Source organism: Tessaracoccus defluvii, from assembly GCF_014489575.1.
GTDB lineage: Bacteria > Actinomycetota > Actinomycetes > Propionibacteriales > Propionibacteriaceae > Arachnia > Arachnia defluvii.
Map to the genome: position 1 here is coordinate 1144437 of NZ_CP060789.1, position 26594 is coordinate 1171030.

31 protein-coding genes and 5 pseudogenes are annotated in these 26594 nt (G+C 68.1%); 26 read left to right on the plus strand and 10 right to left on the minus strand.

Going from position 1 to position 26594, the window contains the following annotated elements; all coding sequences use genetic code 11:
• Positions 1 to 100 precede the first annotated feature (100 nt).
• From H9L22_RS05410 to H9L22_RS05455, 10 genes and pseudogenes are all read left to right on the plus strand, one after another.
• A complete protein-coding gene (locus H9L22_RS05410) occupies positions 101 to 745 on the plus strand; it encodes a YesL family protein (RefSeq protein WP_187721898.1) in 645 nt (214 codons plus the stop codon).
• A gap of 153 nt (positions 746 to 898) precedes the next feature.
• Positions 899 to 2245 carry an ABC transporter substrate-binding protein gene (locus H9L22_RS05415; protein WP_187721899.1) on the plus strand — a complete coding sequence of 449 codons (1347 nt, stop codon included), beginning with the start codon at positions 899 to 901 and terminating at the stop codon, positions 2243 to 2245.
• 86 nt (positions 2246 to 2331) lie between these two features.
• Positions 2332 to 3174: a carbohydrate ABC transporter permease gene (locus tag H9L22_RS05420; protein WP_187721900.1), complete on the plus strand. Its 843-nt coding sequence runs from the start codon at positions 2332 to 2334 to the stop codon at positions 3172 to 3174.
• Positions 3171 to 4007, plus strand: coding sequence for a carbohydrate ABC transporter permease (locus tag H9L22_RS05425; RefSeq protein WP_187721901.1), 837 nt, complete (start codon positions 3171 to 3173; stop codon positions 4005 to 4007). Before H9L22_RS05420 ends, H9L22_RS05425 begins: the two co-directional genes overlap by 4 nt.
• Before the next feature lie 37 nt (positions 4008 to 4044).
• The gene (locus H9L22_RS05430; protein WP_226966274.1) at positions 4045 to 4572 is read left to right on the plus strand and encodes a LacI family DNA-binding transcriptional regulator; all 528 of its coding nucleotides are present in this window, start codon (positions 4045 to 4047) and stop codon (positions 4570 to 4572) included.
• Between the two features lie 11 nt (positions 4573 to 4583).
• Complete coding sequence (locus H9L22_RS05435) at positions 4584 to 5156, plus strand: LacI family DNA-binding transcriptional regulator (protein ID WP_264292603.1); 573 nt, start codon at positions 4584 to 4586, stop codon at positions 5154 to 5156.
• 70 nt (positions 5157 to 5226) lie between these two features.
• Positions 5227 to 6180, plus strand: coding sequence for an FKBP-type peptidyl-prolyl cis-trans isomerase (locus H9L22_RS05440; RefSeq protein WP_187721903.1), 954 nt, complete (start codon positions 5227 to 5229; stop codon positions 6178 to 6180).
• Positions 6180 to 7220, plus strand: coding sequence for a sugar-binding transcriptional regulator (locus tag H9L22_RS05445; RefSeq protein ID WP_187721904.1), 1041 nt, complete (start codon positions 6180 to 6182; stop codon positions 7218 to 7220). Before H9L22_RS05440 ends, H9L22_RS05445 begins: the two co-directional genes overlap by 1 nt.
• A 106-nt stretch (positions 7221 to 7326) precedes the next feature.
• On the plus strand, positions 7327 to 8190 hold the full coding sequence (locus tag H9L22_RS05450) for an HAD-IIA family hydrolase (protein WP_187721905.1): 864 nt from the start codon (positions 7327 to 7329) through the stop codon (positions 8188 to 8190).
• 32 nt (positions 8191 to 8222) lie between these two features.
• A pseudogene (locus H9L22_RS05455) lies at positions 8223 to 9560 on the plus strand (sn-glycerol-1-phosphate dehydrogenase); the annotation flags it as partial.
• 148 nt (positions 9561 to 9708) lie between these two features.
• Here H9L22_RS05455 and H9L22_RS05460 read toward each other — a convergent pair.
• Positions 9709 to 10716 (minus strand): LacI family DNA-binding transcriptional regulator, encoded by a 1008-nt coding sequence (locus H9L22_RS05460; RefSeq protein WP_187721907.1) that lies wholly within the window; start codon positions 10714 to 10716, stop codon positions 9709 to 9711.
• 191 nt (positions 10717 to 10907) lie between these two features.
• Between H9L22_RS05460 and H9L22_RS05465 the strand changes: the two genes are divergently transcribed.
• The 3 genes from H9L22_RS05465 (at position 10908) to H9L22_RS05470 (ending at position 12976) form a co-directional block, all read left to right on the plus strand.
• A complete protein-coding gene (locus tag H9L22_RS05465) occupies positions 10908 to 11753 on the plus strand; it encodes a PLP-dependent transferase (RefSeq protein ID WP_264292552.1) in 846 nt (281 codons plus the stop codon).
• 2 nt (positions 11754 to 11755) lie between these two features.
• Positions 11756 to 12187, plus strand: a complete 432-nt coding sequence (locus tag H9L22_RS19585) for a PLP-dependent transferase (RefSeq protein WP_264292604.1) — start codon at positions 11756 to 11758, stop codon at positions 12185 to 12187.
• 300 nt (positions 12188 to 12487) lie between these two features.
• The gene (locus tag H9L22_RS05470) at positions 12488 to 12976 is read left to right on the plus strand and encodes a VIT1/CCC1 transporter family protein (RefSeq protein WP_226966150.1); all 489 of its coding nucleotides are present in this window, start codon (positions 12488 to 12490) and stop codon (positions 12974 to 12976) included.
• A gap of 9 nt (positions 12977 to 12985) precedes the next feature.
• Here the strand turns inward: H9L22_RS05470 and H9L22_RS05475 are convergent, their stop codons facing one another.
• Positions 12986 to 13420, minus strand: coding sequence for a VOC family protein (locus H9L22_RS05475; RefSeq protein WP_187721908.1), 435 nt, complete (start codon positions 13418 to 13420; stop codon positions 12986 to 12988).
• 29 nt (positions 13421 to 13449) lie between these two features.
• On the opposite strand from H9L22_RS05475, the pseudogene metX reads away from it, so the two are divergent.
• Together metX and metW are read left to right on the plus strand one after the other, a co-directional pair.
• Positions 13450 to 14600: pseudogene (gene metX, locus H9L22_RS05480) on the plus strand (homoserine O-acetyltransferase MetX).
• The gene (gene metW / locus H9L22_RS05485; protein WP_187721909.1) at positions 14578 to 15198 is read left to right on the plus strand and encodes a methionine biosynthesis protein MetW; all 621 of its coding nucleotides are present in this window, start codon (positions 14578 to 14580) and stop codon (positions 15196 to 15198) included. Before metX ends, metW begins: the two are co-directional and overlap by 23 nt.
• 8 nt (positions 15199 to 15206) lie before the next feature.
• Here the strand turns inward: metW and H9L22_RS05490 are convergent, their stop codons facing one another.
• Positions 15207 to 16130: a 5'-3' exonuclease gene (locus H9L22_RS05490; protein WP_226966151.1), complete on the minus strand. Its 924-nt coding sequence runs from the start codon at positions 16128 to 16130 to the stop codon at positions 15207 to 15209.
• Between the two features lie 160 nt (positions 16131 to 16290).
• On the opposite strand from H9L22_RS05490, the pseudogene H9L22_RS20355 reads away from it, so the two are divergent.
• Positions 16291 to 16590 (plus strand): annotated as a pseudogene (locus H9L22_RS20355) (apolipoprotein N-acyltransferase); the annotation flags it as partial.
• A gap of 42 nt (positions 16591 to 16632) precedes the next feature.
• Here the strand turns inward: H9L22_RS20355 and H9L22_RS05500 are convergent.
• The gene (locus tag H9L22_RS05500) at positions 16633 to 16818 is read right to left on the minus strand and encodes a hypothetical protein (RefSeq protein WP_187721911.1); all 186 of its coding nucleotides are present in this window, start codon (positions 16816 to 16818) and stop codon (positions 16633 to 16635) included.
• Positions 16819 to 17075: 257 nt separating this feature from the next.
• On the opposite strand from H9L22_RS05500, the gene H9L22_RS05505 reads away from it, so the two are divergent.
• From H9L22_RS05505 to H9L22_RS05520, 4 genes and pseudogenes are all read left to right on the plus strand, one after another.
• Positions 17076 to 17261 carry a carbon-nitrogen hydrolase family protein gene (locus H9L22_RS05505; protein ID WP_187721912.1) on the plus strand — a complete coding sequence of 62 codons (186 nt, stop codon included), beginning with the start codon at positions 17076 to 17078 and terminating at the stop codon, positions 17259 to 17261.
• A complete protein-coding gene (locus H9L22_RS05510) occupies positions 17258 to 17665 on the plus strand; it encodes a nitrilase-related carbon-nitrogen hydrolase (RefSeq protein ID WP_264292606.1) in 408 nt (135 codons plus the stop codon). The genes H9L22_RS05505 and H9L22_RS05510 overlap by 4 nt, the downstream gene beginning before the upstream one ends.
• A 36-nt stretch (positions 17666 to 17701) precedes the next feature.
• Positions 17702 to 18483 (plus strand): annotated as a pseudogene (locus tag H9L22_RS05515) (polyprenol monophosphomannose synthase).
• A 5-nt stretch (positions 18484 to 18488) separates the two neighbouring features.
• Positions 18489 to 19052 (plus strand): FxsA family protein, encoded by a 564-nt coding sequence (locus H9L22_RS05520; RefSeq protein ID WP_187721913.1) that lies wholly within the window; start codon positions 18489 to 18491, stop codon positions 19050 to 19052.
• A gap of 34 nt (positions 19053 to 19086) precedes the next feature.
• Here H9L22_RS05520 and H9L22_RS05525 read toward each other — a convergent pair whose 3' ends face one another.
• Positions 19087 to 19428 carry an RNA polymerase-binding protein RbpA gene (locus H9L22_RS05525; RefSeq protein WP_187721914.1) on the minus strand — a complete coding sequence of 114 codons (342 nt, stop codon included), beginning with the start codon at positions 19426 to 19428 and terminating at the stop codon, positions 19087 to 19089.
• 56 nt (positions 19429 to 19484) lie between these two features.
• Complete coding sequence (locus tag H9L22_RS05530) at positions 19485 to 20255, minus strand: glycerophosphodiester phosphodiesterase (protein WP_187721915.1); 771 nt, start codon at positions 20253 to 20255, stop codon at positions 19485 to 19487.
• A gap of 239 nt (positions 20256 to 20494) precedes the next feature.
• On the opposite strand from H9L22_RS05530, the gene H9L22_RS20045 reads away from it, so the two are divergent.
• Together H9L22_RS20045 and H9L22_RS20050 are read left to right on the plus strand one after the other, a co-directional pair.
• Positions 20495 to 20674 carry a carbohydrate kinase family protein gene (locus H9L22_RS20045; protein ID WP_320060594.1) on the plus strand — a complete coding sequence of 60 codons (180 nt, stop codon included), beginning with the start codon at positions 20495 to 20497 and terminating at the stop codon, positions 20672 to 20674.
• The gene (locus H9L22_RS20050) at positions 20674 to 21189 is read left to right on the plus strand and encodes a PfkB family carbohydrate kinase (RefSeq protein WP_320060595.1); all 516 of its coding nucleotides are present in this window, start codon (positions 20674 to 20676) and stop codon (positions 21187 to 21189) included. The genes H9L22_RS20045 and H9L22_RS20050 overlap by 1 nt, the downstream gene beginning before the upstream one ends.
• A 13-nt stretch (positions 21190 to 21202) precedes the next feature.
• Here the strand turns inward: H9L22_RS20050 and H9L22_RS05540 are convergent, their stop codons facing one another.
• Positions 21203 to 22750, minus strand: coding sequence for a helix-turn-helix domain-containing protein (locus H9L22_RS05540; RefSeq protein WP_187721916.1), 1548 nt, complete (start codon positions 22748 to 22750; stop codon positions 21203 to 21205).
• Positions 22751 to 22859: 109 nt separating this feature from the next.
• On the opposite strand from H9L22_RS05540, the gene lpdA reads away from it, so the two are divergent.
• The gene (gene lpdA, locus H9L22_RS05545) at positions 22860 to 24260 is read left to right on the plus strand and encodes a dihydrolipoyl dehydrogenase (RefSeq protein WP_187721917.1); all 1401 of its coding nucleotides are present in this window, start codon (positions 22860 to 22862) and stop codon (positions 24258 to 24260) included.
• Positions 24261 to 24453: 193 nt separating this feature from the next.
• Here the strand turns inward: lpdA and H9L22_RS18605 are convergent, their stop codons facing one another.
• Positions 24454 to 24600 carry a hypothetical protein gene (locus H9L22_RS18605; protein WP_226966385.1) on the minus strand — a complete coding sequence of 49 codons (147 nt, stop codon included), beginning with the start codon at positions 24598 to 24600 and terminating at the stop codon, positions 24454 to 24456.
• Between H9L22_RS18605 and H9L22_RS18610 the strand changes: the two genes are divergently transcribed.
• Together H9L22_RS18610 and H9L22_RS19595 are read left to right on the plus strand one after the other, a co-directional pair.
• Positions 24583 to 24924, plus strand: coding sequence for an aldo/keto reductase (locus tag H9L22_RS18610; protein ID WP_264292607.1), 342 nt, complete (start codon positions 24583 to 24585; stop codon positions 24922 to 24924). The two genes, H9L22_RS18605 and H9L22_RS18610, sit on opposite strands and share 18 nt — an antisense overlap.
• Positions 24894 to 25076: an aldo/keto reductase gene (locus tag H9L22_RS19595; protein ID WP_264292608.1), complete on the plus strand. Its 183-nt coding sequence runs from the start codon at positions 24894 to 24896 to the stop codon at positions 25074 to 25076. Before H9L22_RS18610 ends, H9L22_RS19595 begins: the two co-directional genes overlap by 31 nt.
• 18 nt (positions 25077 to 25094) lie before the next feature.
• Here H9L22_RS19595 and H9L22_RS18615 read toward each other — a convergent pair whose 3' ends face one another.
• Together H9L22_RS18615 and H9L22_RS20360 are read right to left on the minus strand one after the other, a co-directional pair.
• Positions 25095 to 25424: a PTS sugar transporter subunit IIA gene (locus H9L22_RS18615; protein ID WP_320060612.1), complete on the minus strand. Its 330-nt coding sequence runs from the start codon at positions 25422 to 25424 to the stop codon at positions 25095 to 25097.
• Between the two features lie 14 nt (positions 25425 to 25438).
• Positions 25439 to 25633, minus strand: a pseudogene (locus H9L22_RS20360) (PTS glucose transporter subunit IIA); the annotation flags it as partial.
• On the opposite strand from H9L22_RS20360, the gene H9L22_RS05570 reads away from it, so the two are divergent.
• Complete coding sequence (locus tag H9L22_RS05570) at positions 25632 to 26048, plus strand: hypothetical protein (RefSeq protein ID WP_187721920.1); 417 nt, start codon at positions 25632 to 25634, stop codon at positions 26046 to 26048. The pseudogene H9L22_RS20360 and the gene H9L22_RS05570 sit on opposite strands and share 2 nt — an antisense overlap.
• Positions 26049 to 26594 lie beyond the last annotated feature (546 nt).

Consider the following 26594-nt stretch of genomic DNA (forward strand, 5'->3'; position numbering starts at 1 on the left):
TTTCGGGAAGGGCGTGCGGATTCGCACACCGGAAACGTATCCGGTCGGAACCCTACACGCGGGTTCGGCGGCACGGCCAGGCCGGGTTATGGTTGGGCCCGTGATCCAAGGCCTGTTCGACCGCGTCGCCCCGCTGTGGCGCGCGGCCGAGACCCTCGGCGCAATCATCGTCGTCAACCTGCTGCTGACGCTCACGGCCCTGCCCGTGCTGACCTTCGGGGCCGGCCTCACCGCCACGTACGACACGTCCCGACGGCTCCAGGGCGAAGACGACAGGGGAGCGACCCGGATCTTCCTCGCCTCGCTGCGTTCCAACCTCGGCCGGGCGACCGCGCTGTGGGCGCTGGTGGCCCCCGTCGGCGCGGCGATCGTCGCCAGCTGGATCTTCCTGCCCGTCCCGGAACTGGCCGTGCTCAAGACCCTGTTCACGCTCGTCTTCGTCCTGGTCTTTCCCTACGTGTGGACGGTGCAGGCCCGCTTCGAGAACACGGTGCTGCGCACGCTCCGCAACGCCGTGGTGATCGCGCTCGCCCGCCTTCCGTACACGCTGGGCATCGCGGTGATCCACCTGGGCATCGGCGCGATCATCGTCGCGACGTGGAATCTGCTGCCTCAGTTCCTCGCGTTCCTGCTGCTCCTCGGCTACCCGCTGGTGGTGTTCGGCGTGACGCCGATGATGGAGCGGGCCCTCGCGCCCTATGTGTCCGCTGGGCAGGCGGACACGCCCGGCGAGCCGCAGGACTGACCTCCCCACAAATTCGCCGGAACCGTTTGCGAGATTCCGGAATGTGTGCCATGCTCGGACACATCGAACGGAATCGTTTCCGTTCAACTATCGCGGAGCAGCGTCGAGGCGTGCGCGCGAGTGTCCAGATCCAAAGAAGGAAGGCCAAGGACAATGACCAAGCGCAGGATGGCGACTGTCGTCGCGGCCGGCATCACCCTGACCGCCCTCACGGGCGCGCTGACCGCGTGTGGCGAGAGCACCGGTGGCGAGGGTAGCCAGTCAGCCGACTCCGGCAAGGTGTACTACCTCAACTTCAAGCCCGAGCAGGCCGAGCAGTGGGTCGATCTCGCTGCCACCTACACCAAGGAGACGGGCGTCCAGGTCGACGTCCAGACCGCGGCGTCGGGCACCTACGAGACCAAGCTGAAGTCGGAGATCGCCAAGAGCGATGCGCCGACCCTCTTCCAGGTCAACGGCCCGGTCGGGCTCGCCGCGTGGGGTGACTACGCTGCGGACCTCGCCGACACGGCGATCTACAAGCACCTGAACGACCAGTCGGTCGCGCTCAAGGGCGAAGACGGCTCCGTGCAGGCGATCCCGTACGTCCAGGAGACCTACGGCCTCATCTACAACAAGGCGATCCTCAACGCGTACATCGCGCTGCCCGACGCCGCCGTGACCTCCATCGACGAGATCAACAACTTCGACACCCTGAAGGCCGTCGTCGAGGGCATCCAGGCCAACAAGGACGCCCTGGGCGTCCAGGGCGCGTTCACCTCGGCCGGCTTCGACCCGTCGTCCGACTGGCGCTTCAAGACGCACCTGGCGAACCTGCCGCTCTACTACGAGTTCAAGGCCGACAACGTGACCGGCCAGCCGGCCGAGATCAAGGGCTCGTACCTCGACAACTACAAGGCGATCTTCGACCTGTACATCAACAACTCGACCACCGAGCGCACGCTCCTGTCGAGCAAGACCGGTGAGGACGCCAACGCCGACTTCGCGCTCGGCAAGGCCGCCTTCTACCAGAACGGCACCTGGGCCTACAACGACATCAAGGGCCAGGCCGTCGCCGACGAGGACCTCGGCATGATGCCGATCTACATCGGCGCCGAGGGCGAGGAGAACCAGGGTCTGACCACTGGTTCCGAGAACTACTGGGTGATCAACAACGAGGTCTCCGAGGCTGACCAGAAGGCCACCGCCGACTTCCTCGACTGGGTCATCACGTCCGACGCGGGCCGCGATTCCCTGGCCAACACCATGGGCTTCGTGACGCCGTTCGACACGTTCGCCGACTACCTGCCGTCGAACCCGTTCATCCAGGCTGATGCCGCCTATACTGAGGCCGGCAAGACCGCCGTCACCTGGAACTTCACCGTCATGCCCTCCGAGGAGTGGAAGAACGGTGTCGGCCAGTCCCTGCTCGAGTACGCGCAGGAGACCGGTGAGTGGGACGCAGTCGTGACCGCGTTCGTCGACGGCTGGGCTTCCGAGTACCAGCTCACCAACGGCTAAGGAATCGACCGCGGGTCAGCTGACCCGCATCCGACCAGGGGAGGGCGCGGCCACGTGCCGCGCCCTCCCTGTCAAGGAGCACATCAATGAAGAAGTCGCTACGGAACTGGGGATGGCTGTTCACCGGCCCGACCCTGGCCGCATTCATGATCGGGTTCGTTGTCCCGTTCGCACTGGGGGTCTACCTCTCTTTCACCGAGTTCCGCACCGTGACCAAGTCGACGTGGGTGGGACTCGACAACTACGCCAAGCTGCTGGGAGACGACATCTTCCTGCATTCGCTCTGGTACACGGCCGCGTTCGCGATCGTGACGACGATCATCATCAACGTGGGCGCCTTCACCCTGGCGTTCTTCCTGGTGAAGACGTTCCGGGGCCGCAACCTCTTCCGCTCCGTCTTCTTCATGCCGAACCTCATCGGCGGCATCGTGCTCGGCTACATCTGGCTGCTGCTGCTCAACGGCATCCTCGGCTACTGGGCCCGCTCCATCACCTACGACTCCACCTACGGTTTCTGGGGCATGGTCGTCCTGCTCTGCTGGCAGCAGATCGGCTACATGATGATCATCTACATCGCCGGTCTGCAGGCGATCCCCGGCGAGCTGTACGAGGCCGCTGAGATGGACGGCGCCTCCGGCAGCAAGATCCTGGGCCACGTCACCCTGCCCCTGGTCATGCCGTCGATCACGGTCGTCACCTTCCTCACTATCACCAACGGCTTCAAGATGTTCGACCAGAACCTGGCGCTCACGAACGGCGCGCCGTCGCGCATGTCCGAGATGCTAGCGCTCAACATCTTCAACACCTTCTACGGCCGCACCGGCTTCGAGGGCGTCGGCCAGGCCAAGGCCGTCATCTTCCTCATCATCGTCGCGGTCATCGCCCTGGCCCAGAACCGCTTCGCCCGCTCGAAGGAGGCCGTGGCATGAACGACACCCCCCGCCGCGGATGGCTGTGGACGACGATCTTCGCCGTCATCGCCGTCGTCTACATGTTCCCCATCGCCCTCGTCCTCATCAACTCGTTCAAGGACAAGGTTTACATCGCCTCGGAGCCCTTCGCGCTCCCGAGTACCGAGAGCTTCGTCGGCTTCGCGAACTACTTCCGCGGCGTCGAGCTCACCAACTTCCTGAGCTCGTTCGTCTGGTCGCTGGTCATCACGACCGGCGCCACCCTCCTGATCGTCATCTGCACATCGATGACCGCCTGGTGGGTCGTGCGGATGGACAACCGCTACGCCAAGACGCTGTACACCGCGTTCCTGTTCAACCTGGTCGTCCCGTTCCAGATGGTGATGTTCACCCTGTCGTGGCTCGCCGACTACCTCGGGCTCAACAACCCATTCGGGTTGTGGATCATCTACCTCGGCTTCGGCGCCGGCCTCGCGGTGTTCATCTTCACCGGCTTCGTCAAGGGCATCCCCTTCGAGATCGAGGAGGCCGCGACGATCGACGGCTGCGGGCCCGTCCGCACCTTCTTCCTCATCGTGCTGCCCATGATGAAGCCCGCGGTGATCACGGTCGCGATCCTCGAGGTCATGTGGCTGTGGAACGACTACCTGCTGCCGTACCTGACGCTCGATCTGAAGAACTACATGACGATCCCGATCGCCGTTCAGTACCTGCGTGGCGGATACGGCTCCATCGACATGGGTGCCATGATGGGCGTGCTCGTGCTCGCCATGATTCCCGTCGTCGTGTTCTACCTGGCCAGCCAGAAGCACATCATTGCGGGCGTCGTCGCCGGCGCCGTCAAGGGCTGAGGCCCACGCGTCAAGGAGGCGCTGACCCGTGTCAGAGATGACCATCAAGGAACTGGCGCGGATCTGCGGCGTCGCCGTCTCGACGGTGTCGCGCGCCATGAACGACCGCGCCGACGTGAACCCGACGACGCGCGCCCGGATCCGGGCCGCGGCCGAGGAACACGGCTACGTGCCGAACGCCAGCGCGCGGCACCTCAAGATCGGCTCCACACGGACCATCGCCGTCTTCATCCAGGGCGAGCTGGGCCAGATGCTGATCGAGATCCTGCAGTGCCTGGAGACGGATTTCGCCGCCGCCGGGTACGACACGACGCTGTCGCACATCGCCGACAAGCAGACGGACCACGCCGCCACGGTCGAACGAATCGTGCGGCAGGGCAAGTTCACGGGAGTCGTCTTCCTGGGCCGCTACGGCAATGCCGACCCGGAGTCGTCCGCCCAACTAAGCCGCAGGCTCGCCGAGATCGACGTGCCGATGGTGTTCTGCACCACCCCGACTATTCGGGCAGCGCCGCCGAGCACGCCTCGATCTCGGTCGACGACCTGGCCGGCGGCCGTGACCTGACCGAACACCTGCTGGCGCGCGGACATCGCCGCATCGGCTTCATCGGCGCCGGTGCAGAACAAGACGGCGACCACCCGTGGGCGCTGCGGCTCACCGGCTACACCCGCGCCCTGGAGGCCGCCGATGTCGCCGTCGACCCGACGCTCGCCGTGCCGTCGGTCATCGGGGCGGAGCCGTACTCGATGCGCAATGGCTACGAGTCGACCCGGGAGTGGCTGGCCGCCCGCCCCGCGGATGCCGAGCCGGTCACGGCGTTCGTCGGGGTCTGTGACGCGGTCGCGGTTGGGGCGGCGCGCGCGTTCCGCGAGGCTGGGCTGGTGATCCCGGACGATGTGTCACTCGTCGGCTTCGACGGCCTGGACCTCGCCGAGTTCCACAACCCACAGCTGACGACGATCGCCCAGCCGATCGCGGAGATAGCGCAGAGTTCGGCGCGCATCCTGGTGGCCACCATCGACGATCCGGACAGGGCCGTCGAGCAGGTCTGGATCCGGGGCCGCCTGATCGAGGGCGCCTCGGTCGCGTCGCTGCCCACGACTGACATGGCGGGCTCCGCACAGGTCGTCCACAGAGGCGCCAGGTAATCTGGGACGGCGGGCGCCTCCGCGCCCTACCCCGATGCAGGCCACATGGCCGCGGAGAGATCGTCACCTCATGAAGTTCCGGACCCCCGTCCTCCTGGCGCTTAGCGCCCTGCTGGCCCTCGCCGGTTGTTCCACCCCGACCGCGACCCCGGAGTCATCGCCGTCTGCGTCGGGCTCTGCCTCGGCGGAGTCGACGACGGGGACCACCGGCACCCCGCCGACCGTGGACCGCGACCCGCAGGGAGACCTGCCCACGATCACATTCGACGGCGCGGGCATCCCCACCATGGAGACGACCCCGACCGACCCTCCTGCTGACATCAGCGTCAAGACATTGAAGGCGGGCGACGGCGACGAGGTGGCCGAAGGCGCCTACGTCAAGGTGAACTACGCGGGCTTCCTCTGGAGCGACGGCTCACAGTTCGACTCGTCCTACGACCGTGGGGAGTCGACGAGCTTCTCGCTCAACCAGGTCGTCGACGGCTGGAAGTACGGGCTCGCCGGCACCAGGGTGGGCGACCAGGTCCAGATCGTCGTCCCGCCGGTCTACGGCTACGGCGACCAGGACAGCGGGACCATCCCCGCCGGCTCGACGCTCGTGTTCGTCGTCGATGTGCTCGGTTCCACCGCCATCACCACCGACGCGCTCGCCGCCGCGACGGCGACCGACGCCGAACTGCCCGCCGGCCTCACGGTCGAGGGCGACCTCGGCAGCCAGCCGAGCCTCGTCTACGCCGATGGCTCGACCGCGCCGGCAGAGTCCCAGATCATCGTCCTCTCAGAAGGCGCAGGCGCCGAGATCACCGAAGCCGACACCGTCTTCTACCACATGGTCGGCGGCGACTGGGGCGGCGAGACGGAGGTCGACTGGGAGGTCGGCTACCAGCAGGTCCCTAGCGCGAACGCCATCGAACTGCTCGGCAAGAAGGTCGGCTCCCGCGTGCTGCTGATCTACCCGGCCGATGAGTCCAACACCGAGGCCCAGGTGCTCGTCCTCGACCTCCTCGCGAGCGTGCCGGCCTGATGTCTGCGACCTCCCCGGAGGGCGAGACCTCCCGCGGGATCGGGCGGCCCCGCGACCTCGAGCGACTGGGGGCGGCGCACCGTCGCACATTGGTGACGGTGGCGAAGGCGTTCCACATCGACGGCAGATCCCGCGTCGAGATCGCCGACGAGCTGGGCATCTCCAGGTTCAAGGTCGCGCGCTGCCTCGAGGAGGCCAGGCGGGTGGGCATCGTGTCGATCACTGTGATGTCCAGCAGCCCGCTGCCCGCACTCTCCCAGGAACTGGCCCACCACCTTGGCCTGCGGCGGGTCCGAGTCGTCGAGGTGTTCGGCGACACGGGCAATGTGAGGGCTGCGGTCGGCCGGGAGGCCGGAACGCTCCTCAACGAGGGGCTCGCGGAGGGCGAGGTGCTGGGCATCGGCTGGGGCCGGACGCTCGACACCATGTTCGACGACATCGACCACCTGCCCGCTGTGGAGATCGTGCAGTTGTCCGGCCGGTTCCCCGGAGACGTGAGCAACTCGGCCGCACAGCTGACGCGCCGCAGCGTCGCTCTCACCGGGGGGACGTCGGCGCGTGTCATCCGGGCGCCATTCTTCATCAGCGACGCCCGCCAGGCCCACGCCGCCCGCCGGCATCCGAACATCGCGTCGGTCGTCGCCGACTTCGACCGCATTACCACCGCGGTCGTCGGGATCGGCGCGGTCGGCACGGACGCCCTGTCGATGGCCTACTCCGCGATCCCGGAGCGCTTCCTGCAGAGTGTGCGGGCCTCCGGATCCGTGGGGGAGGTGCAGGGCGCACTGTTCGCGGCCGACGGCCACACCGTGAGCTCCAACAGCCGGCACACACTCAACATCACCCCTCGCCAGTTGGCGAAGGTGCCGCGGGTCATCGCGGCGGCCGCTGACCCACGGAAGGCGGCGGCCGTCCACGCCGTCTGCCGCTCCGGCATCCTCACCGACCTCGTCGTGGACGTCGAGTTGGCCACCGCGCTCCTGGGCCGGTCGCCCGTCACGGAGACGTTTCACGCGGCTCGTCCCGCGACCGACGACTGACACCTTTCCGCTCACTTGTGCAGGATCCCTGTCTGGTGGGCACAGTGCCGGGGCAGGTCTCCTACAGTCGGAATCGGAGACAAGCACGAGACCAACGAAGGCAGCCATGGAGAACATCCCGCTCGCACGCCCGACAGAGCTGTACGACGCGTACCTCTTCGACCTGGACGGCACCATCTATCTGGGAGAGGAACTGCTCCCGGGTGCGCGACGCATGATCGAAGAACTCCGCCGCCGCGACATCCCGGTCCGCTTCCTGTCCAACAACCCGACCAAGGCGCCGACGCAGTACGCCGAGAAGCTGGAGCGGCTGGGGCTCCCCACCGCGCTGCCCGACATCGCGAACACGGTCGCGACCATGGTGAACTTCCTGCTCGCCAACCACCGCGACGCCGTGGTGTTCCCGATCGCGGAGCAGCCCCTCATCGACGCGCTTGAGGCGGCGGGCATCGCGATGAGCGACGACCCCGCCCGGATCGACATTGTGATCGCCTCGTACGACCGCGGCTTCGACTACCGCAAGCTGCAGATCGCCTTCGACGCCATCTGGTTCCACAAGCGGGCGTTCCTCGTCGCCACCAACCCCGACCGGTACTGCCCGTTCCCGGGCGGCCGGGGCGAGCCGGACTGTGCCGCCATCGTCGCCGCCATCGAGGCCTGCACCGGCACGACGTGCCGGCAGATCGTCGGCAAGCCCGACCCGAACATGGTCACGCAGGCCCTCGCCGGCCTCGACGTCGACCCGGCCCGGTGCGTCATGGTGGGGGACCGGCTCGGCACCGACATCGAGCTCGCTGTCCGCGCCTCGATGCCCTCGGCCATGACGCTGACCGGCGACTCCACCCTCGATGACGTGGCGGCCGCCCCCGTCGACCACCGCCCCACCTACATCCTCGAACGCATCGACCAGCTGATCCCCGCCCACGTGTGGGATGAACTCGGCTGGACCGCCGACGAGACGCACGCCTGACGAGACGCGCAACAGCCGCGAAAGGAACCCCCATGTCACTCATCGCCACCGCTCTGGAGAGTGCCGACGAAACCCGGGCCATCGAGTTCGGCGAGGACGTCCTCGGCCGCACCGGCACCCTGTTCCGCTCCCTCTTCCCCGGCAAGAAGGTGCTGGTCGTCGCCGACGGCAACACCTTCGCCGTCGCGGGCGAGCAGGTCGTCGCCTCCCTCCTGGAGGCGGGCGTCGAGTTCGCCGCCGAGCCCCACATCTTCCCCGGCACACCGACCCTCTACGCCGACTACGACAACACGACGACCATCCGGAACCTCCTGGCGGGGCTCGACGACACCGTCGCCTGCTCCATCGCCGCCGGCACCCTCAACGACCTGACCAAGCTCGCCTCCGGCGAACTGGGCCGCGAGTACCTCAACGTCTGCACCGCGGCCTCGGTGGACGGCTTCGCCGCCTACGGCGCCTCCATCTCGGTGGACGGATTCAAGATCACGCGAAACTGTCCCGCTCCGGCCGGGCTCGTCGCCGACCTCGAGGTCATGGCGGGTGCCCCGCAGCGCCTCTCCTCGACCGGCTACGGCGACCTGATCGAGAAGATCCCCGCCGGCGCCGACTGGATCCTCGCCGATGAGCTCGGCGTCGAAGCGATCGACGACTACGTCTGGGGCCTCGTGCAGGGCCGACTCCGCAATGCGCTGGGGGACCCCGCGGGCGTCGCCGCCGGCGACAAGGGCGCCATCGCCGGGCTCGCGGAGGGCAACGTCCTGTCCGGCCTGGCCATGCAGGCGATGAAGTCGTCGCGGCCCGCCTCGGGAGCCGGCCACCAGTTCTCCCACACCTGGGAGATGGAGGGCCACGGCCTCGACTGGGAGCCGCCGCTCAGCCACGGCTACAAGGTCGCCGTCGGCACCGTCGCCTCCCTCGCGCTCTGGGAGGAGGCCCTGCGCCTCGACATCGACGCCCTCGACCTCGACGCCATCGTCGCGGCAGCCCCGGGGCGGGACGCGATCGAGGCCAGGATCCGCGCGTCGCTGCCCGCACGCATCCAGGATGAGGCGATCGCCGCGTCCCTGGCCAAGCACGTGGAGGGGGAGGAGCTCCTGGCCCGTCTCGAGCGGCTCCGCGAGCGCTGGAGCGTCATCAAGGAGCGCGTCAGCCCGCAGCTCGTCTCGCCGCAGGAGGCAGCCTCCATGCTGCACGCCGCCGGCGCCCCGAACCATCCCGAACTGATCGGGATCGACTGGGACCGCTTCCGCGCCACGCACCACAAGGCGTACATGATCCGGTCGCGCTACACCGTGCTCGAACTCCTGAACGAGACCGGCATGTTCGACACAGTGCTCGAGCGGCTGTTCTCCCCGGAGGGGTTCTGGGGCGGCATCGCGCCGCCGACACCCTCGCGCACTAAAGAGATGTCCCGCTTGTCAGACGGCGGGGCGGCGGGCAGGACCGCCACAGAGATCGGCGCCCCGGCGGGACTCCATTCCTACCGCCGGGGCGCCGTGTCGCGTCCAGGCGCAGCCGTCAGGCCGAGTCGCGGACGAGAAGCTCCCAGGGTGTGTCGAACGTCTCTGGCGCGATGGTCGGGTCCTCGGCGCGGTCGAGAAGGTGGCCGATGACGGACCGGTAGTCGGGATCGCGCACGCCCACGGTCGTGAGCGACGGCTGGGTCAATGCCCCCTCGGCGATGTTGCCCATGCCGGCGATGCGCAGGGCTCCCGGCACGGCGATCCCGGCGTTGCGCGCGACGCAGGCCAGGGTGATGGCCATCCGGTCGGACTGGCAGACGACCGCCTGGGTACCGTCCACGGAGATGCCGTCGAGGATCGCCCTCGCCTGAACGGGATCAGGCGCGACGGCGACCCGATGCAGCACAGGCACGACGCCGGTTATGGCGGCGGCCTCGGTCACCACCGCGGTCCTGCGGTCGAGCACGCGACGGTTGACCCGCGGCGTGGCTGTCACATAGTGCACGCCCTGGGAGCCGGAGCGGCGCAGATGCGCGAAGAGGTCGATGAGCGCCGCCCTCTCATGCCGTCGGATCAGCGACAGCCCCGGCGGAGCCTCGTTGGCCACAGCCAGGACAGGGATGGGAAGGGCAGCCAGCCGCGACTGTGTCGCCTCGGCCATGTTCTCCAGGCCCATGACGATGAGGGCGTCGGCGAGGCCGCCGCGGACGAGCCGCAACTGGCGGGCCAGGCTCGCGTCGTCGCTGTACTGGAGGAACACGGTCTCCATCTCCCTCGCACCGGCCAGGTCCTGCACCTGACTGATCAGTTCGCTGGAGAGGGTAGGCAGCGGAACATGGGTCAGGACCGTCACGATGCCGCTCGGACGTCGTTTGAGGGCCCTCGCTGCCCACTGCGGGTTGTAGCCGAGCTGCTCCATCGCGTCGAAGACCCGCTGCTGCGTCTCAGGCGACGCTGGCGTCGACCGGCTGGACCGTCCGCTGAGGATGTAGCTGACCGTAGCGGTCGAAACGCCGGCGAGGCGTGCGACGTCGGCCTGGGTGGGCCGTGGCTGACTGGTCATGGCTTCAGGCTACTGAGGAGGGTCGGCGGGCTCCTGCCCAGGGGAGGTTAGGCGGGCCGCCGGGCCGCCCGTGCGATCCCGGGCGGCGAATGATGCTGACAGCGAACCGAGGCGCCTCACAGCGTGGATGCCGCCACACGGCGGGCCGCCGCCGACTACCGTTCTCGGCAACCTCAGAAGGGACACCACCCATGGCATACCGCCCCGAGACGCTCGCCGTCCACGCCGGCCAGGAGTCGGCCGATTCCGCCACGAACGCCCGCGCCGTGCCGATCTACCAGACCACCAGCTTCGTCTTCGACGACGCCCAGCATGCCGCCGACCTGTTCGCGCTGCGTACCCCGGGCAACATCTACTCGCGCATCATGAACCCGACGCAGAACGTGCTCGAGGAGCGGATCACCGCCCTCGAGGGTGGCGTCGGGGCGCTGGCCACCGCGTCAGGGGCCGCCGCCGTCACCTACTCGGTGCTCAACCTGACCTACGCCGGGGACAACATCGTGGCGCTGGCCACCCTGTACGGCGGCACCTACGCACTGTTCGCGCACACGCTGTCGCAGTTCGGTATCGAGGCCCGCTTCGTCGACCCGGCCCGCCCGCAGGACCTGCACAAGTATGTCGATGACAGGACGAAGCTGGTCTTCGGGGAGACCGTCGGCAATCCGGCCCTCAACGTGATCGACCTCGACGCCTGGTCGGAGGCCGCGCACAGCCTCGGCCTGCCGTTCATCGTCGACAACACCGTGCCCACGCCGCACCTGACCCGCGCCTTCGACCACGGCGTCGACGTCGTGGTGCACGCCGCCACCAAGTACCTGGGTGGCCACGGCACGTCACTCGGCGGCCTCATCGTCGACTCCGGAAAGTTCGACTGGGCGGCCCACTCCGACCGGTTCCCGGGCTCACCCGCCCCGACGCCGCCTACCACGGCGCCGTCTGGACGGAGGCGGCGGGCGCCGCCGCCTACATCATCCGGGCCCGCACCGTCCTGCTCCGCAACACCGGCGCGGCGATCGCGCCGCTCAACGCGTTCCTGATCCTGCAGGGCATCGAGACGCTGCACCTGCGGATGGAGCGTCACAGCAGCAACGCGCTGAAGGTGGCGGAGTTCCTCGAGGGACACGAGAAGGTCTCCTGGGTGAACTACCCGGGCCTCGCTTCCAGCCCCTCGTACGAGATCGCCCAGCGGGTGCTCAAGGGCGGCTTCGGCGGCCTGGTGTCGTTCGGGCTGGCCGGCGGCCGCGAGGCGGGGGTGGCGCTGGTCAGCGGGCTGAAGCTGTTCAGCCACCTGGCCAACATCGGAGACGCGAAGTCCTTGGTGATCCACAACGCGTCGACGACGCACTCGCAGCTCAGCGACGAGGAGCTCGTCGCCGCCGGGGTGCCCGCGGAGATGGTGCGTCTGTCGATCGGCATCGAGAACGTCGACGACATCATCGAGGACCTCGCGGCGGCCCTGGACCAGCTCTGAGGCTAGCCTTGCCTCCCTGGAAATGAGGCGTCGGTGGTGGTCGAATGGGCCCCATGACCACCACCGACACCGGGAAGCGAACGATCATCAGCGAACCCCAGCCCGATGGAGCGAAGGCTCTCTCCGACCGACTGAACTGGCTGCGCGCCGGTGTCCTGGGCGCCAACGACGGCATCGTGTCGGTGGGCGCGACGCTGGTCGGTGTCGCCGCTGCGACGCCCACCGTGACCCCGTCCTGCTGGCCGGCATCGCGGCCGTGGTCGGCGGCGCCATCTCGATGGCGCTCGGGAGTTCGTCTCCGTGTCGAGCGCGGCCGACTCGCAGCGCTCCCTCATCTCGAGGGTCACGGAGCTCGTGCTCGGTGACCGCGCGGCCGCGAACCGGCGCCTGGTCGAGGGCTACCGGGAGCAGGGCATCTCGGAGAGCACCGCGGAACTGATCGTGGCCGACCTGTCGAGCGAGGCTGCCGTCCGCGCCCACCTGCACCAGGACTACGGCCTGGACGAGGACGAGGTGCTGAACCCCGGCCACGCCGCCTACGCCTCGGCGATCGCGTTCCTGGCCGGCGCGCTCCTGCCGCTCCTCACGATCATTCTGCTTCCCATCGCGTGGCGCATCCCCATCACGATCGTCGCCGTCATCATCGCGCTGGCGGTCACCGGCGGGCTGGGAGCGAAGCTGGGCGGCGCCCCGATCCGTCCGGCCATCGGACGGGTGGTCGTCGGTGGCGCGATCGCGCTGGTCGTCACCTGGGGGATCGGCAGCCTGCTGGGCGTCGTCGTCGGCTGATCCTGCGGCTCAGACGAGGCAGAACTCGTTGCCCTCCGGGTCGGACATCACGATCCAGTAGCCCATGAAGTTGTCGTCGACGACCCGCACGAGCGTCGCGCCGATGGCGACCAGTTCGTCGGCGCGGGCCAGCATCCTCTCCCGGTCCTTGTCGGTGCGGTCCGTGCTGACCCGGACGTCGAGGTGCACGCGGTTCTTGGCCGACTTCGGCTCGGGCACTTTCTGGATGAACACCCGGGGTCCGACACCGGTGGGATCGACGATCGCCGACGCGTCGTTCCAGCGCTCCTCCGGCAGGCCCCAGCTGATCAGCGTCTCCTCCCACGTCTCGTGCGGGGGAGGGGGCGGCTCGAGGACGTAGCCGAGCGCCTCGGCCCAGAAGCGCCCCTGTGCGGCCGGGTCCGCGGCGTCCATCGTGACGCTGAACGCAGTGAAATGGCTCATGCGGCCACGCTATCGCCGTGTGCGCAACAATGGGGCCTGTGAGCGAACCCGCCAAGCCCTCCGTCGGCATCGTCGAGACCAGGATCGCGACCGTGTTCGGCGACGGCGACCCCATGGTCACCAGGAGCGGCGGGATCCTCGAGCGTGTCGACGTGGCGTACGAGACCTACGGGACGCTCAACGCCGACCACTCGAACGCCGTCTACATCTGCCATGCGCTGACCGGCGACGCCCACGCCGCCGGCTTCCACGAGGGGGACGATCGGCCGGGCTGGTGGGACAACATCATCGGCCCGGGCGGCCCATCGACACCGACCGCTGGTTCGTCGTGTGTTCGAACATCCTCGGCGGCTGCCAGGGCACCACCGGGCCGGCGTCCGTGAATCCTGCGACGGGGGAGCCGTACGCGCTCGACTTCCCCCTGCTGCACATGGAGGACTTCGTCGAGGTCCACCGTCGGCTCGCCCGGCATCTGGGCATCGAGAAGTTCGCGGCCGTCGTGGGCGGCTCGCTGGGTGGCATGCAGGTGCTCCAGTGGGCGCTGTCGTACCCGGCCGAGGTGGGGCGCGCCGTCGTCATCGCCGCCTCGTCCCGGCTCACGGCCCAGAACATCGCCTTCAGCGCCGTCGGCCGCTCGGCCATCATGCGTGACTCGGGCTTCCACGACGGACGGTTCCTGACGGCGGGGACGGCCCCGCGGAAGGGACTCGCCGTCGCGCGGATGATGGCCCACATCACGTACCTGTCCGAGGAGGCGTTCGAGGAGAAGTTCGGCCGCGACGCCCAGCGTGGCGAGCTGTCGGTCGACTTCGGCGTGGACTTCGCCGTCGAGAGCTACCTGGAGTACCAGGGGGAGCGGTTCCTCAGCCGGTTCGACGCCCTCAGCTACCTGTACCTCACGCGGGTGATGGACTACTTCGATCCGTTCGCCGACCCTGCCGCGCTCGAGCGGCAGATCGCCGACCCGAGCCGGTTCCTGCTGATCAGCTTCGACACCGACTGGCGCTTCTCGACCGCCCACTCGCGGCGCATCGTCCGTCACCTCGAGGGGGCCAGGATCCCCACCTCGTTCCGGGAGATCCGCTCACCGTGGGGCCACGACTCGTTCCTGCTCGACCTGCCCGACTACCACGCCACCGTCGCGGCCTTCCTCACCCGTGCGGCGGAGGAGCTCCGATGACCGTCCGTTTCCGTGCCGACCTGGCCTTGATCGCCGAACTCATCCCGGAGGGTCCCGGGTCCTCGACCTGGGCTGTGGCGACGGCGACCTGCTGCAGCTGCTGCAGGAGAAGGGATGCACAGGCACCGGCGTCGATCTCAACGCGGGGAATGTGCTGGCCTGCCTGCGTCGCGGTGTCGACGTCATCGAGCTCGACCTCGACTCGGAGCTGGGGGAGTTCTCCGCCGACTCCTACGACTTCGTCGTCCTGTCCCGCACGCTGCAGACCGTCCACCGTCCCCGCAACGTGCTGGCCGAGATGGGCCGCATCGCGGTGCACTCGGTCATCTCGATGCCGAACTTCGCCTACTGGCGCAACCGCCTGCGGCTGCTGCGCGGCAGGATGCCGATGTCGAAGGACCTGCCGTTCTCCTGGTACGACACGCCCAACCTGCACCACTCGTCGCTGCGGGACCTGGAGCCGCTCTTCTCGAGCCTGGACATGGCCATCGACCAGCGCATCCCCCTCGACGCGGACGGACACCGTCATCGGCTGGGCAACGGGGCGGCCAACTGGGCCGCCAGCTCGTCGCTGTATCTGCTGCACGCCCGCCGCTGACGGGGCGGTCAGTTCGCCGTCAACGCCTCCGCCAGGCGGGTCATGGACGTGCCGAGGCCCAGCTCCGCGGTCAGCCGCTCCACAGCCTCCGTGTCCACCGGGCGAGGGGTCAGCGGCGGCAGGTCCAGCGTGTCGACGCACGTGACCACCTCGCGGGCCCGCGCCAGGTAGTCGACGTCGGCCAGCAGCTTGGCCCGCATCGACGGCGACATGCCGGTCTCCGGATCCACGGCGGCCGCGACCATGTCCTCCAGCGTCGCGTGATCGCGGACCAGGGTGGCGGCGGTCTTCTCGCCGATGCCCTTCACGCCCGGTAGCCCGTCGGACGGGTCACCGCGCAGCACCGAGAAGTCGACGTAGCGGTCGGCGGCGACCCCGTACTTCTGGTCGAGGACGGCGGGGGTGACGAGTTCGTGGTTGGCGACGCTGCGCGCGACGTAGACGACGGAGGTGTCGTCGTCGACGAGCTGGAACAGGTCCCGGTCGCCGGTGACCACGTACGTGGGGCCCTGGTGACGGCGCGCCAGGGTGGCCAGCACGTCGTCGGCCTCATGGTCGGCGGCCCCGATGATCGGGATGCCGAGGGCGGTCAGCGCCTCGCGGATCAGGGGAACCTGGACGCTGAGGTCGTCCTCGACCTGCTCGGCCTCTGCGCCGGCGTTCTCGACCAGGCGGTGCGTCTTGTAGGAGGGGACCAGCTCGACCCGCCAGGCCGGGCGCCACGCGTCGTCCCAGGCGCAGGCGAACTCGTCGGGGAGTAGACGGCGAGCAGCCGGGAGATGAAGTCGAGCGTGCCGCGGACGGCGTTGACGGGGCGTCCGTCCTCGGCGAAGAACCGGTTGGGCACGCCGAAGTAAGCACGGAAATAGAGGTACGACGTGTCGAAGACCATCAGGCTGCTCATGGCGCCATCGTGGCACAGGGAGCCTCATCGGCGCCGGGTAGGCTAATCCCCGTGATCGACCGCCCGCGCCTGCATCCGCTCGTCTCCCTGGTGCTCGCCGTCGCCATCGGCCTCCTCATCGGAGCCGGCCAGGCACCCATGGGGTCTGGCCCGCCACGCTGGCTGGCGTCGCGCTGTTCACCTGGCTCATGGCCGGCAGGAGCGGCGGAGCCTCCTTCGGGCTCGGCTACGTCGTGGGGCTCGCGATGAACACGCTCACGGTGTCGTGGGTGTCGGTGCTGGGCGTCGGCGTCGGGGTGGCCCTGGTCGGCTACCTGAGCGTCTGGTGGGGGCTCATGGCGCTGGCGATCTCGAAGATCGTCACGCTGCGGGCGTGGCCGGTGCTGGTGCCAGCCGTCTGGGTGGCGATGGAGTTCGCCTCGGGGAAGGTGCCGTTCGGCGGCTTCTCCTGGACCCGGCTCGCGTACACGACCATCGACCAGCCCATGAACGGCCTGCTCGCGTGGATCGGTGTCGCCGGGGTGAGTTATCTAATGGCGCTGGTCGCGAACCTGGGCCTGCTGGCGGTGCTCGACAAGGCCCTGCGGCTCAAGCTGGTCGCGGCCATCACGGCCGTGTTCGTGCTCGGTGGCGCGCTGAACCTCGTGCCCCAGGCACAGCCGACGGAGACCGTCACCGTCGCCGTCGTGCAGCCCAACGTGAACCGAGTCGAGCATGGCACGGGCACGTACGCCAGGTCGGTGACCAACAACGCCGTCAGCGAGACGATCTTCACGCTCGCCGACGCGCGGGCCAACGGGCACGCCGTCGACTTCGTGCTGTGGCCGGAGAACGCCACCGACGTCGACCCGGAACTGGACGTTGAGGTGCGCCGGCTGGTCGAGCTGAGCGTCGAACTGGCGGGGGTGCCGATCCTCGTCGGCGCCGTCACCGTGGGCCCGGAGCCGGACACGCGGCAGACCACCAGCATCTGGTGGGACCCGGAGACCGGCCCGGGGCCAAATACCACAAGCGCGACCTGGTGCCGTTCGGCGAGTGGATCCCGTTCCGTGACTTCCTGCTGCCGCGCCTGCCGATCCTCGAGCAGATCGGGCGGCAGTCGATCCCGGGGAGGGGCCTGGCGTCCTGGCCACTCCCGTCGAGCGGTACCCCGACCTGAAGGTCGGCACCATCATCTGCTTCGAGCTGGCCTACGACGACACCTCGTACGACACGGCCCTCCACGGCGGGGAGGTGATCGTGTCGCAGTCGAACACGAACACGTACGGCGGCAGCTTCCAGGTCCACCAGCAGCTGACGATCAACCGGGTCCGGGCCATGGAACTCGGCCGCGAGGTCATCGCATCGACCCTCAACTCCGTCACCGCCACCATCGACAGCCGCGGACGCGTCACGAACGCCACGCAGGAGTTCACCGCGGACCACACCATCGCCACCGTCCCGATCCGCGACAACGTCAACGCCTCGGTGTACGTGGCGCCGGTGCTCTCCTGGGCCGCACTGTGTGTGACCTTCGTCGCTGTCGGGGCCGCCGCTGTCCTGAGCCGCCGTCAGCCCAGGTAGCATGGAGGCGCACTGCCCCCGGATGCTAGGAACCACATGACAAGCCTGGAGTCGATCGGTCGCGTCCTCGTGATCATTCCGACGTTCAACGAGTCCCAGAACATCGAGAGCATCACGAACCGGCTGCGTCGTGCCGTCCCCGAGGCCCACATCCTCGTGGCCGACGACAACTCGCCCGATGGCACCGGCGCCATCGCCGACCGGCTCGCCGAGACCGATGACCACATCCACGTGATGCACCGCAAGGGCAAGCAGGGCCTCGGCGCCGCCTACCTGGCCGGCTTCCACTGGGGCTTCGACAACGGCTACGACGTCCTCGTGCAGCACGATGCCGACGGCTCGCACCAGCCGGAGCAGCTGCCCGGCTCCTGCAGGCCCTGGCCGACGGAGCGGACATGGCCAAGGGGTCGCGCTGGGTCAAGGGCGGCTCCGTCGTCAACTGGCCGGCGTCGCGCATCTTCATCTCCAAGGGCGGCTCGCTGTGGACGCGGCTGTGGCTGGGCATCCCGGTCAAGGACGCCACCGGCGGGTTCAACGCGTACAAGGCCGACACCCTCCGCGGAATCAGCCTCGACGAGGTCGCCTCAGCCGGCTACTGCTTCCAGATCGATCTGGTGTGGCGCTCGCTGCGCAACGGGTTCAAGGTCGTCGAGGTACCCATCGAGTTCGTCGAGCGCGAGTTCGGTGACTCCAAGATGAGCCGCAACATCGTCGTCGAGGCGCTCATCCGCACCACCCTGTGGGGCATCGAGTACCGGGCCACGCAGGTCAAGGACGCCGTGCTGAGCCTGTTCCGCCGCGACCCGAAGGGCGCCTGACCGCGATGGCCGCCCGGAAGCCCCGGCTCCGCGGATGGGGGCTCGGCCTCAGCTTCGGCGTGTTCGCCCTCCTGGAGATCGTCGTCCTGGTGTGGGTGTCCGGCCAGATCGGCTGGTGGACGATGGCCCTGCTCATCGGCACGTCGCTGCTCGGCTTCTTCCTGCTGCAGCGCGAATGGCGCAAGGTGTGGAAGTCGCTCATGAACGTGGCGCAGACCGGCTCGTGGCCCGCTGGCCGCGTGACCGACGCCACGCTCGTCCTACTGGGTGGCGTGCTCCTGATCCTCCCGGGCCTGCTGAGCGACGTCGCCGGAGTCCTGCTCCTGCTGCCGTTCACGCGGCCGTTCATCCGGTCAGGGATCAGCTGGTGGGCGTCCCAAGTGCTCGAGCGTTCGGGAGTGAGCCCGACGGTGATCAAGGGCAGCGTCGTCGTCGAGGAGGACGGCGGGGAGGTCACGCTGATCCCAGCGATCAGCCAGTCGCCGTCTGATACCGAGGGCGAGGCTGACGGCGAGGTGTTGGAGGGGACGATCATCTCTTCCGAGTCGCCGGAGACGCCGGGCGCCTAGTAGCTGCCGCGGCGACCTCTCCGGCGACGTCTGTTCAGTAGATGCGGTCCGACTCCCGCAGCTTCGTCAGCTGCTCGGCCAGGATGTCCTCGAGTTCGGGGATCGAGCGGCGCTCCCGCAGCATGTCCCAGTGGGTGCGCTGCGGCTTCTCCACCTTCGCCTCGCCGACGACCCCATCGGAGCGCTTGCCCACGAGGCCGCACTTCTTGCATTCCCATTCCGTGGGCAGCTCGGCTTCCACCGAGAACGTCACCTCGTAGTGGTGACCCTTCGGGCAGTCGAACGCGAGCCGTTGGCGTTCGGCGAACTCGACACCCTGCTCGTCCTCGAAGGTCTTCGACCCGAGTCCAACGCCACGTAGAGCACGATCAGCCATGCTGTTGCCTCCTTCGTCCTACCCTGGTTCAACGTTCCGGGGCCCGGATTGGTTCCTCACCGAGTAGACCACATACCCCTCGCGTGGAGTACCTCTTTGAGCAAATCGGGACGGTCGGTGATGAGGCCGTCGACACCCCAGTCGATGAGCCGGTGCATCGTGGTGGGCTCGTCGATCGTCCAGACGTGGACCTTCCGCCCGGCGGCGTGTGCCCGCGCGATGGTCTTGGGGGTCACCACGTCGATGGTCACCGGGCCGAGGGTGTAGCTCATCGGCACCTGGTAGACCTGCCCGCCCGGGGAGATGGCCCCGACGGTGAGCGCGGCGGCCCCGGTCAGCGACACGGCGGTGGGGACCTCGGGCAGCAGCTGCCGGAACCGTCGGATGCGTGCCCTGGAGAACGATGCGACACAGACCCGCCGCTCCGCGCCGTGACGCCGCACGGCCTCGACGAGCAGGTCGACCGACTCGTTCTGCTTGAGATCGATGTTGAACCGGGTGTCGGGGAACTCTTCGAAGAGCTCGTCCAGCGCGGGGATCGGTTCACGCCCGCCGACGCGGACGTCGGCGATGTCGTCGAGGGTCAGTTCGCGCAGGGGGACGTCGATGCCGGTGACGCGTTCGAGGTCAGGGTCGTGGAAGGCGACGAGATGGCCGTCCTCCGTGACGTGGACGTCGGTCTCGAGGTAGTCGTAGCCGAGGTCGACGGCGTTGCGGAAGGCGCGAACGGTGTTCTCGATGCCGAGGTTGGCGGTCAGAAACGCGCCGCCACGGTGAGCCATGGCAGCGAAGCCGGGGGACAGGTAGTCCGGGTAAACCTCCGCCATGAGGACTGAGTCTAGGGTGACCAGCGGTTCGGCGCCACAAGGACGTTCACCTGTTCATCGGGCCGGGTCTAGGCTGGCCCGATGACCACCGTCCTGTCCGTCCAGTCCGCCGTCGCCTACGGGCATGTCGGCAACTCCGCGGCCGTCTTCCCCTGCAGCGGCTCGGCGTCGAGGTGTGGCCCGTCAACACCGTCCATTTCTCCAACCACACGGCCTATCCGTCATGGCGGGGTCCGTTGATGAGTGCCGCCGATGTCACCGACGTGGTCCGCGGAATCGGGGAGCGTGGCGTGCTGGTCCGGGCGGACGCCCTGCTCTGCGGCTACCTCGGGGCGCCAGAGGTGGGGCAGGCCATCCTTGACACTGCCCGCATGATCCGCGAGGCGAACCCGGCGGCTGTCTTCTGCGCCGACCCGTGATGGGCGATGTCGACGCCGGCTTCTACGCCGCCCCCGGCATCCCGGAGTTCTGGCGCGACCGCGTGGTGCCCGTGGCGGACCTGCTCACCCCGAACCTGTTCGAGCTCGAGTTCCTGACAGGCCGAGCCCTGACCACGCTCGACGACGTGGTGGCGGCCGCCCGTGCGCTACGGGACCTGGGTCCGGGCGTGGTGCTCGTGACGTCGGTCACCACCGACGACATGCCCGGCGACGCGAGCCGCATGGTGGCGGTCGACGGCGCAGGCGCGTGGCTCGTGGGCACCCCGCACCTGGACCGCGTCTTCACGGGCTCGGGAGACCTCACCAGTGCCATGTTCCTCGCGCACTGGCTTCCGCAGCGCGATGTTCGCGCGGCGCTCGAGGCGACGTCGTCGATCGTCTACTCGGTGCTTGAGGCCACGACGGCGGCCGGCGACAGCGAACTCCGACTGGTGGCGGCCCAGCAGGATCTGGTGTCGCCGCGCTTCCACTTCACCGCTCAGCCTCTGGGCTGAGCCGAGGCCCGGCTCAGTCCTCGGGAAGGTCCTCCGCGTCGCCCCAGAAGGTGCTGATGTTGGCACCCAGCTTGTTGAGCCGGTGGGGGAGATCCTCGTAACCGCGGTTGATGACGTAGACGTCCATCAGGTTCGTCGTCCCGCGCGCCGCCATGGCAGCCAGCAGCACGCACACCGCAGGACGCAGCGCGGGAGGCGTCTCGATGTTGCGACCGCGCCACGGCGTGGGGCCCGTGACCAGCAGACGGTGCGCATCCATCAGGCGGATGTTGGCGCCGAGCTCGCTGAGCTTCGACAGGTGGACCGAGCGATCCTCGTAGACCCAGTCGTAGATGACGCTCTGCCCGCTCGCCATCGCGGTGATCACCGCGAAGAATGGGAGGTTGTCGATGTTGAGGCCGGGGAACGGCATCGGGTGGATCTTGTCGTGCGGGGCAGTCAGTTCGGAGGGCCGCACCGTGACGTCGACGAGGCGCGTCTTGCCGTTCCGGCTGCGGTACTCCGGCGTCATCGTGAAGTCGAGGCCCATCTCCTCGAGGACGGCGAACTCGACCTCCAGAAACTCGATGGGGCAGCGGCGGACGGTGATCTCCGACTCGGTGACGATGCCCGCCGTGAGCAGCGTCATGGCCTCGATCGGGTCCTCGGACACGAAATACTCGACATCCGTCTCGATGCGGTCCACGCCACGGATGGTCAGGGTGGTGGTGCCCACGCCGTCGATCTGCACACCCAGCAGCTGCAGGAAGAAGCACAGGTCCTGGACCATGTAGTTGCCCGACGCGTTCCGCAGCACCGTCACGCCCGGGGTCCTGGCCGCGGCCATCAGCGCGTTCTCGGTGACGGTGTCGCCGCGTTCGATCAACGTGATGTGCCGTTCGACGCTGCCGTCACGGACCATCGTGGCGTGGTAGGCGCCCTCGGTGGCCTCGACCGTGAGCCCGAGCCGCCGGAGCGCCGACATGTGGGGGTTGACGGTGCGGGCACCCAGGTCGCAGCCGCCCGCGTAGGGGAGCCTGAACTCGTCAAACTCGTGCAGGAGGGGGCCGAGGAACATCAGGATCGAGCGGGTGCGCTTCGCTGCGCGCTCGTCGATCGTCTCGGGCGTGAGGACCGCGGGACGGATGATCTCCAGGTCGTTCCCCTCGCCCATCCAGGTGAGCTTGACGCCGATGGAGGTCAGCACCTCGCTGATCCGGTCGACCTCCTCGATGCGGGCGATACCGCGCAGCACGGTGCGGCCCTCGTTCAGGAGGCTGGCGCACAGCAGGGCCATCGCCGCATTCTTCGAGGTCCGCACGTCGATCTGCCCCGACAGCTTCGTGGGGCCGATGATCTTCAGGTTCGGGTTGCCCTGTGTCTTGGCCTGGATCAGCGGCGTGTCGAGCGCGTCGGTGAGCCGGTTGATCATGGCGAGCGACAGGTTCTGCTGGCCGGCCTCCATGCGGTGCACCGCGCTCTGGACCGTGCCGAGCTCCTCGGCGAGCCGCTGCTGCGACCAGCCACGGCTCGTCCGGGCATCGCGGATGAGGCGACCGATGGAGAGACTCGTTGCGTTCATTCTCCAGAGCGTATCTCATGACCGTGATTATCCAAGGAGGTGACGGGTGAGCCCTTCGGGACGACGCGAGAAGTCGGGGGACCGGCCGCGGAGGGATAGAGTGATCGGCATGAGCTTTGATTTCGACGTCGTTGTCCTCGGCGCCGGCCCCGGCGGTTACGTCGCGGCCATCCGCGCCGCCCAGGTAGGCCAGAAGGTCGCCATCATCGAGAAGCGTTACTGGGGTGGCGTCTGCCTCAATGTCGGCTGTATCCCCACGAAGTCGCTGCTCCGCAATGCGGAGATCGCGCACATCGTGACCAAGGAAGCCGACGTGTTCGGCATCGAGGGCACCGTGACCATGAACTACGGCAAGGCGTTCCAGCGCAGCCGTCAGGTGTCGGAGCGGATGACCAAGGGCATCCACTTCCTGATGAAGAAGAACAAGATTCAGGAGTTCGACGGCTGGGGCACCTTCGTCGACGCGAACACGATCGACGTCGCTGACGACAACGGTCAGACCCGCCGCGTGACCTTCGCCAACGCAATCATCGCCGTCGGCGCCACCACGAAGATGCTGCCGGGCACGCAGCGCTCGGCCAACGTCGTCACCTACGAGGAGCAGATCCTCTCCGACCAGGTCCCGGGCTCGATCATCATCGGCGGCTCGGGCGCCATCGGCACCGAGTTCGCCTACGTGCTGAGCCAGTTCGGCACCGACGTCACCATCGTCGAGTACCTCGACCGCATGGTTCCCACCGAGGACGCCGACGTGTCCGCCGAGTTGGCGAAGGCCTACAAGAAGCTCGGCATCAAGGTGCTGACCTCCACCAAGGTCGAGTCGATTGAGGACACCGGCTCCGGCGTCCGCGTCACCGTCAGCCCGGCCAAGGGCGGCGACCAGCAGGTCCTCGAGGCCGACCGCTTCCTCTCCGCCGTCGGCTTCGCGCCGCGCGTCGAGGGCTTCGGCCTGGAGAACACGGGCGTGCAGCTGACCGACCGTGGCGCGATCGCCATCGACGACAGGATGGCCACCAACGTGCCGAACCTGTACGCCATCGGCGACTGCACGGGCAAGATGATGCTCGCCCACGTCGCGGAGGCCCAGGGCGTCGTCGCGGCCGAGGCGATCGCCGGCATGGAGACGCACCCCGTCAACTACGACATGGTTCCGCGCGCCACGTACTCACAGCCGCAGGTCGCGTCGTTCGGGTACTCCGAGCAGCAGGCGAAGGACAAGGGCTACGACGTCAAGGTCGCCAAGTTCCCGTTCGCCGCCAACGGCAAGGCCTGGGGACTGGGCGACGGTGTCGGCTTCGTGAAGATCGTCGCGGATGCCCGCTACAACGAGATCCTCGGCACCCACATGGTCGGCCCCGACGTGACCGAGCTTCTTCCCGAGCTCACCCTGGCGCAGGCGTACGACCTCACTGCCGACGAGATCGCGCACAACATCCACGCGCACCCGACGCTGTCGGAGGCCATCAAGGAGGCCGCGCACGGCATCGCGGGCCAGATGATCAACTTCTGATCCGCTCCAAGGGCCTCGGCGGGCGGCGGTGGGACTGGTTCCCACCGCCGCCCGCCGTGTTTCCGGGTTCGGTCTCAGGGTCGACCACGCCGTCCTAGATTTGCCAGATGACTGCGCACGAGACTGCCAAGGATCTCTTCGACCGCTACACCGAGGCCCTCTTGGGAGGCGACGTCGCCGCCGTCGCCCGGTTCTACGCCGTGCCCGCGCTCATCGAGCGTCCCGAGCAGAGACTTGCCCTCAGCTCGGCAGAGGAGGTCGCCTCCTTCATCGTCGCGAGCGCGTCCGCGTACGCCGGGGCGAGCTCGTCACCGAGGGCAAGATCCGCTATTTCGGGCACTCCAACTACTCGGCGGAGCAGGCGCGCCACGCGGCCCAGGTGGCCGCAGAGGCCGGCCTCGACGGGTTCATCTCGAGCCAGATCGAGTACTCGCTGCTGCACAGGACACCCGAAGCGGAACTCCTGCCGACGGCGCAGGACCTGGGACTGGGCGTCTTTCCGTACTTCCCGCTGGCCAACGGCCTACTCACGGGCAAGTACACCCGCGACGGCGGGGAGAGGGGCGGGTCCGCTCGCTCAAACCCCACCTGCTCGAGACGACGAACTGGGATCTGCTGGACGCCTACCAGCGGATCTGCGACGAGGCGGGGCACTCGATGCTGACGGTGAGCATCGCCTGGCTGCTGTGGCACGAGCCGATCGCCTCGGTGATCGCCGGCGCGACGCGGCCGGATCAGGTGACGCAGAACGCGAAGGCAGGATCGACGGCGGTGTCGGCGGATGTCCTGAGGGCGGTCGACGAGCTGTTCGCTTGACCGGTCCTACCGCTCGGGCTACTCCTGGGTGAACAGCACGTCACCAGCGACGACATCGGTCCCGATCGCCGGTGACACGATCGAGTCCGGTGCCTGATCCATGAGGACCACGAGGATCGTGCGGTCCATGTCCGGATCGGTCACGCTGGCGGGATCCCACGAGACGATCGGCGTCCCGGCCGTCACCTGCTCGCCACGCTCGGCGAGGACCTCGAAGAGGCGACCTTCCAGGCGCACCGTGTTGATCCCGATGTGGACCAGGATGCCGACGCCGTCGACAAGCAGGATGAACGCATGGGGGTCGACATTGAGGAGCCGCCCGTCAGCCGGGGCGACGATGCTCTGCAGCCCATCGGGGGCTCAATTCCCACGCCTGGTCCGACCAACTGACCGGCGAAGGTCGGGTCGTTGACGTCGGTGATGGCCATCACGCGGCCGGCGCACGGAGAAAGGACCTGCATCTGAACTCCCACATCGAAAGTGTGCTGCCGAGAATACTCGTCAGTGCGCCGGCCCGGCACAGCGGACCCTGAAGGCCTCGCTAGGGTGTCGGCCATGACGAGGAGGACGGTGCCGCTGCTGACAACGGCCGGGTTCTACATAGCCTGCTGGGCGCTGGGCACGACGGCGCTGGCAGAGACCTACACACCGGAATGGACGGCTCGTCGCATCGCCTTCTTCACCATGGTGTCGCTCGGCGCTGTGTTGTTCGGCCGCGGCGCGGCCTGGCTCTGGAGCCTGGCGGGCTATCTGGTCGGTGTGGCCCTGGGCGAACTGATCGGCGGCATCGTCTACGCACAGCAGCGCAGCCGACTGGATGAACAGTTGCTCGATCCGAACTTCACGCAGAACTGGGAGCCGCATCATCCGGGCTGGGCGATCGCCATAGGCGTCTTCCTCGGCGCCACGGCGATCGGGCTGGTCGTGGAGTCCAGGAGGGGTTCCCGCAGCACCAGGCCAGTTGTCCGATAAGCCACATTATGTCACTTCGGGACGAAGTGCCCCTCTCTTGCGCCCACAACCGTGCCGGACTCTTCGTCAGGTTGGCGAACCGTGACGGGAAGGTCGTCGATGTGCTGGCTGTCTCCGCGAACCCTCCGGGCACCATCCCGGCCGCGAAACCACGACCCGCGGCCAGGACGGCACCGCCGACCCGTCCGCCAAGGCGTACTCGGTACGGTCCCGGTCGAGGTCGGGAAGGAATGGGTGAGGCTGTCCGTGGCACGGTCGGTCGCCTCGAAGACGGCGGTGATCAGGGTCTGCTGAGAGATGATGCCGGTGTGCGTCATGCATCTGGACCGTGGCCTGTGTCGCTGACAGTCGTCAGTGGTTGCAGGCAGAGCGCCCTTGCCTCCGCTCAGCATTGCTGCTGGAAGTGACAATGCTCTCGCCCTCTCCTGCATACAGACGCACAAGATGTTGTGCAGGGTTCATTGAGATTAGGTGAGCCGCGCATCTCTCGCTCTACTCTGCACACGGCCTAGTGAACGATGATGGTTGTAGTGATACGGACAGACG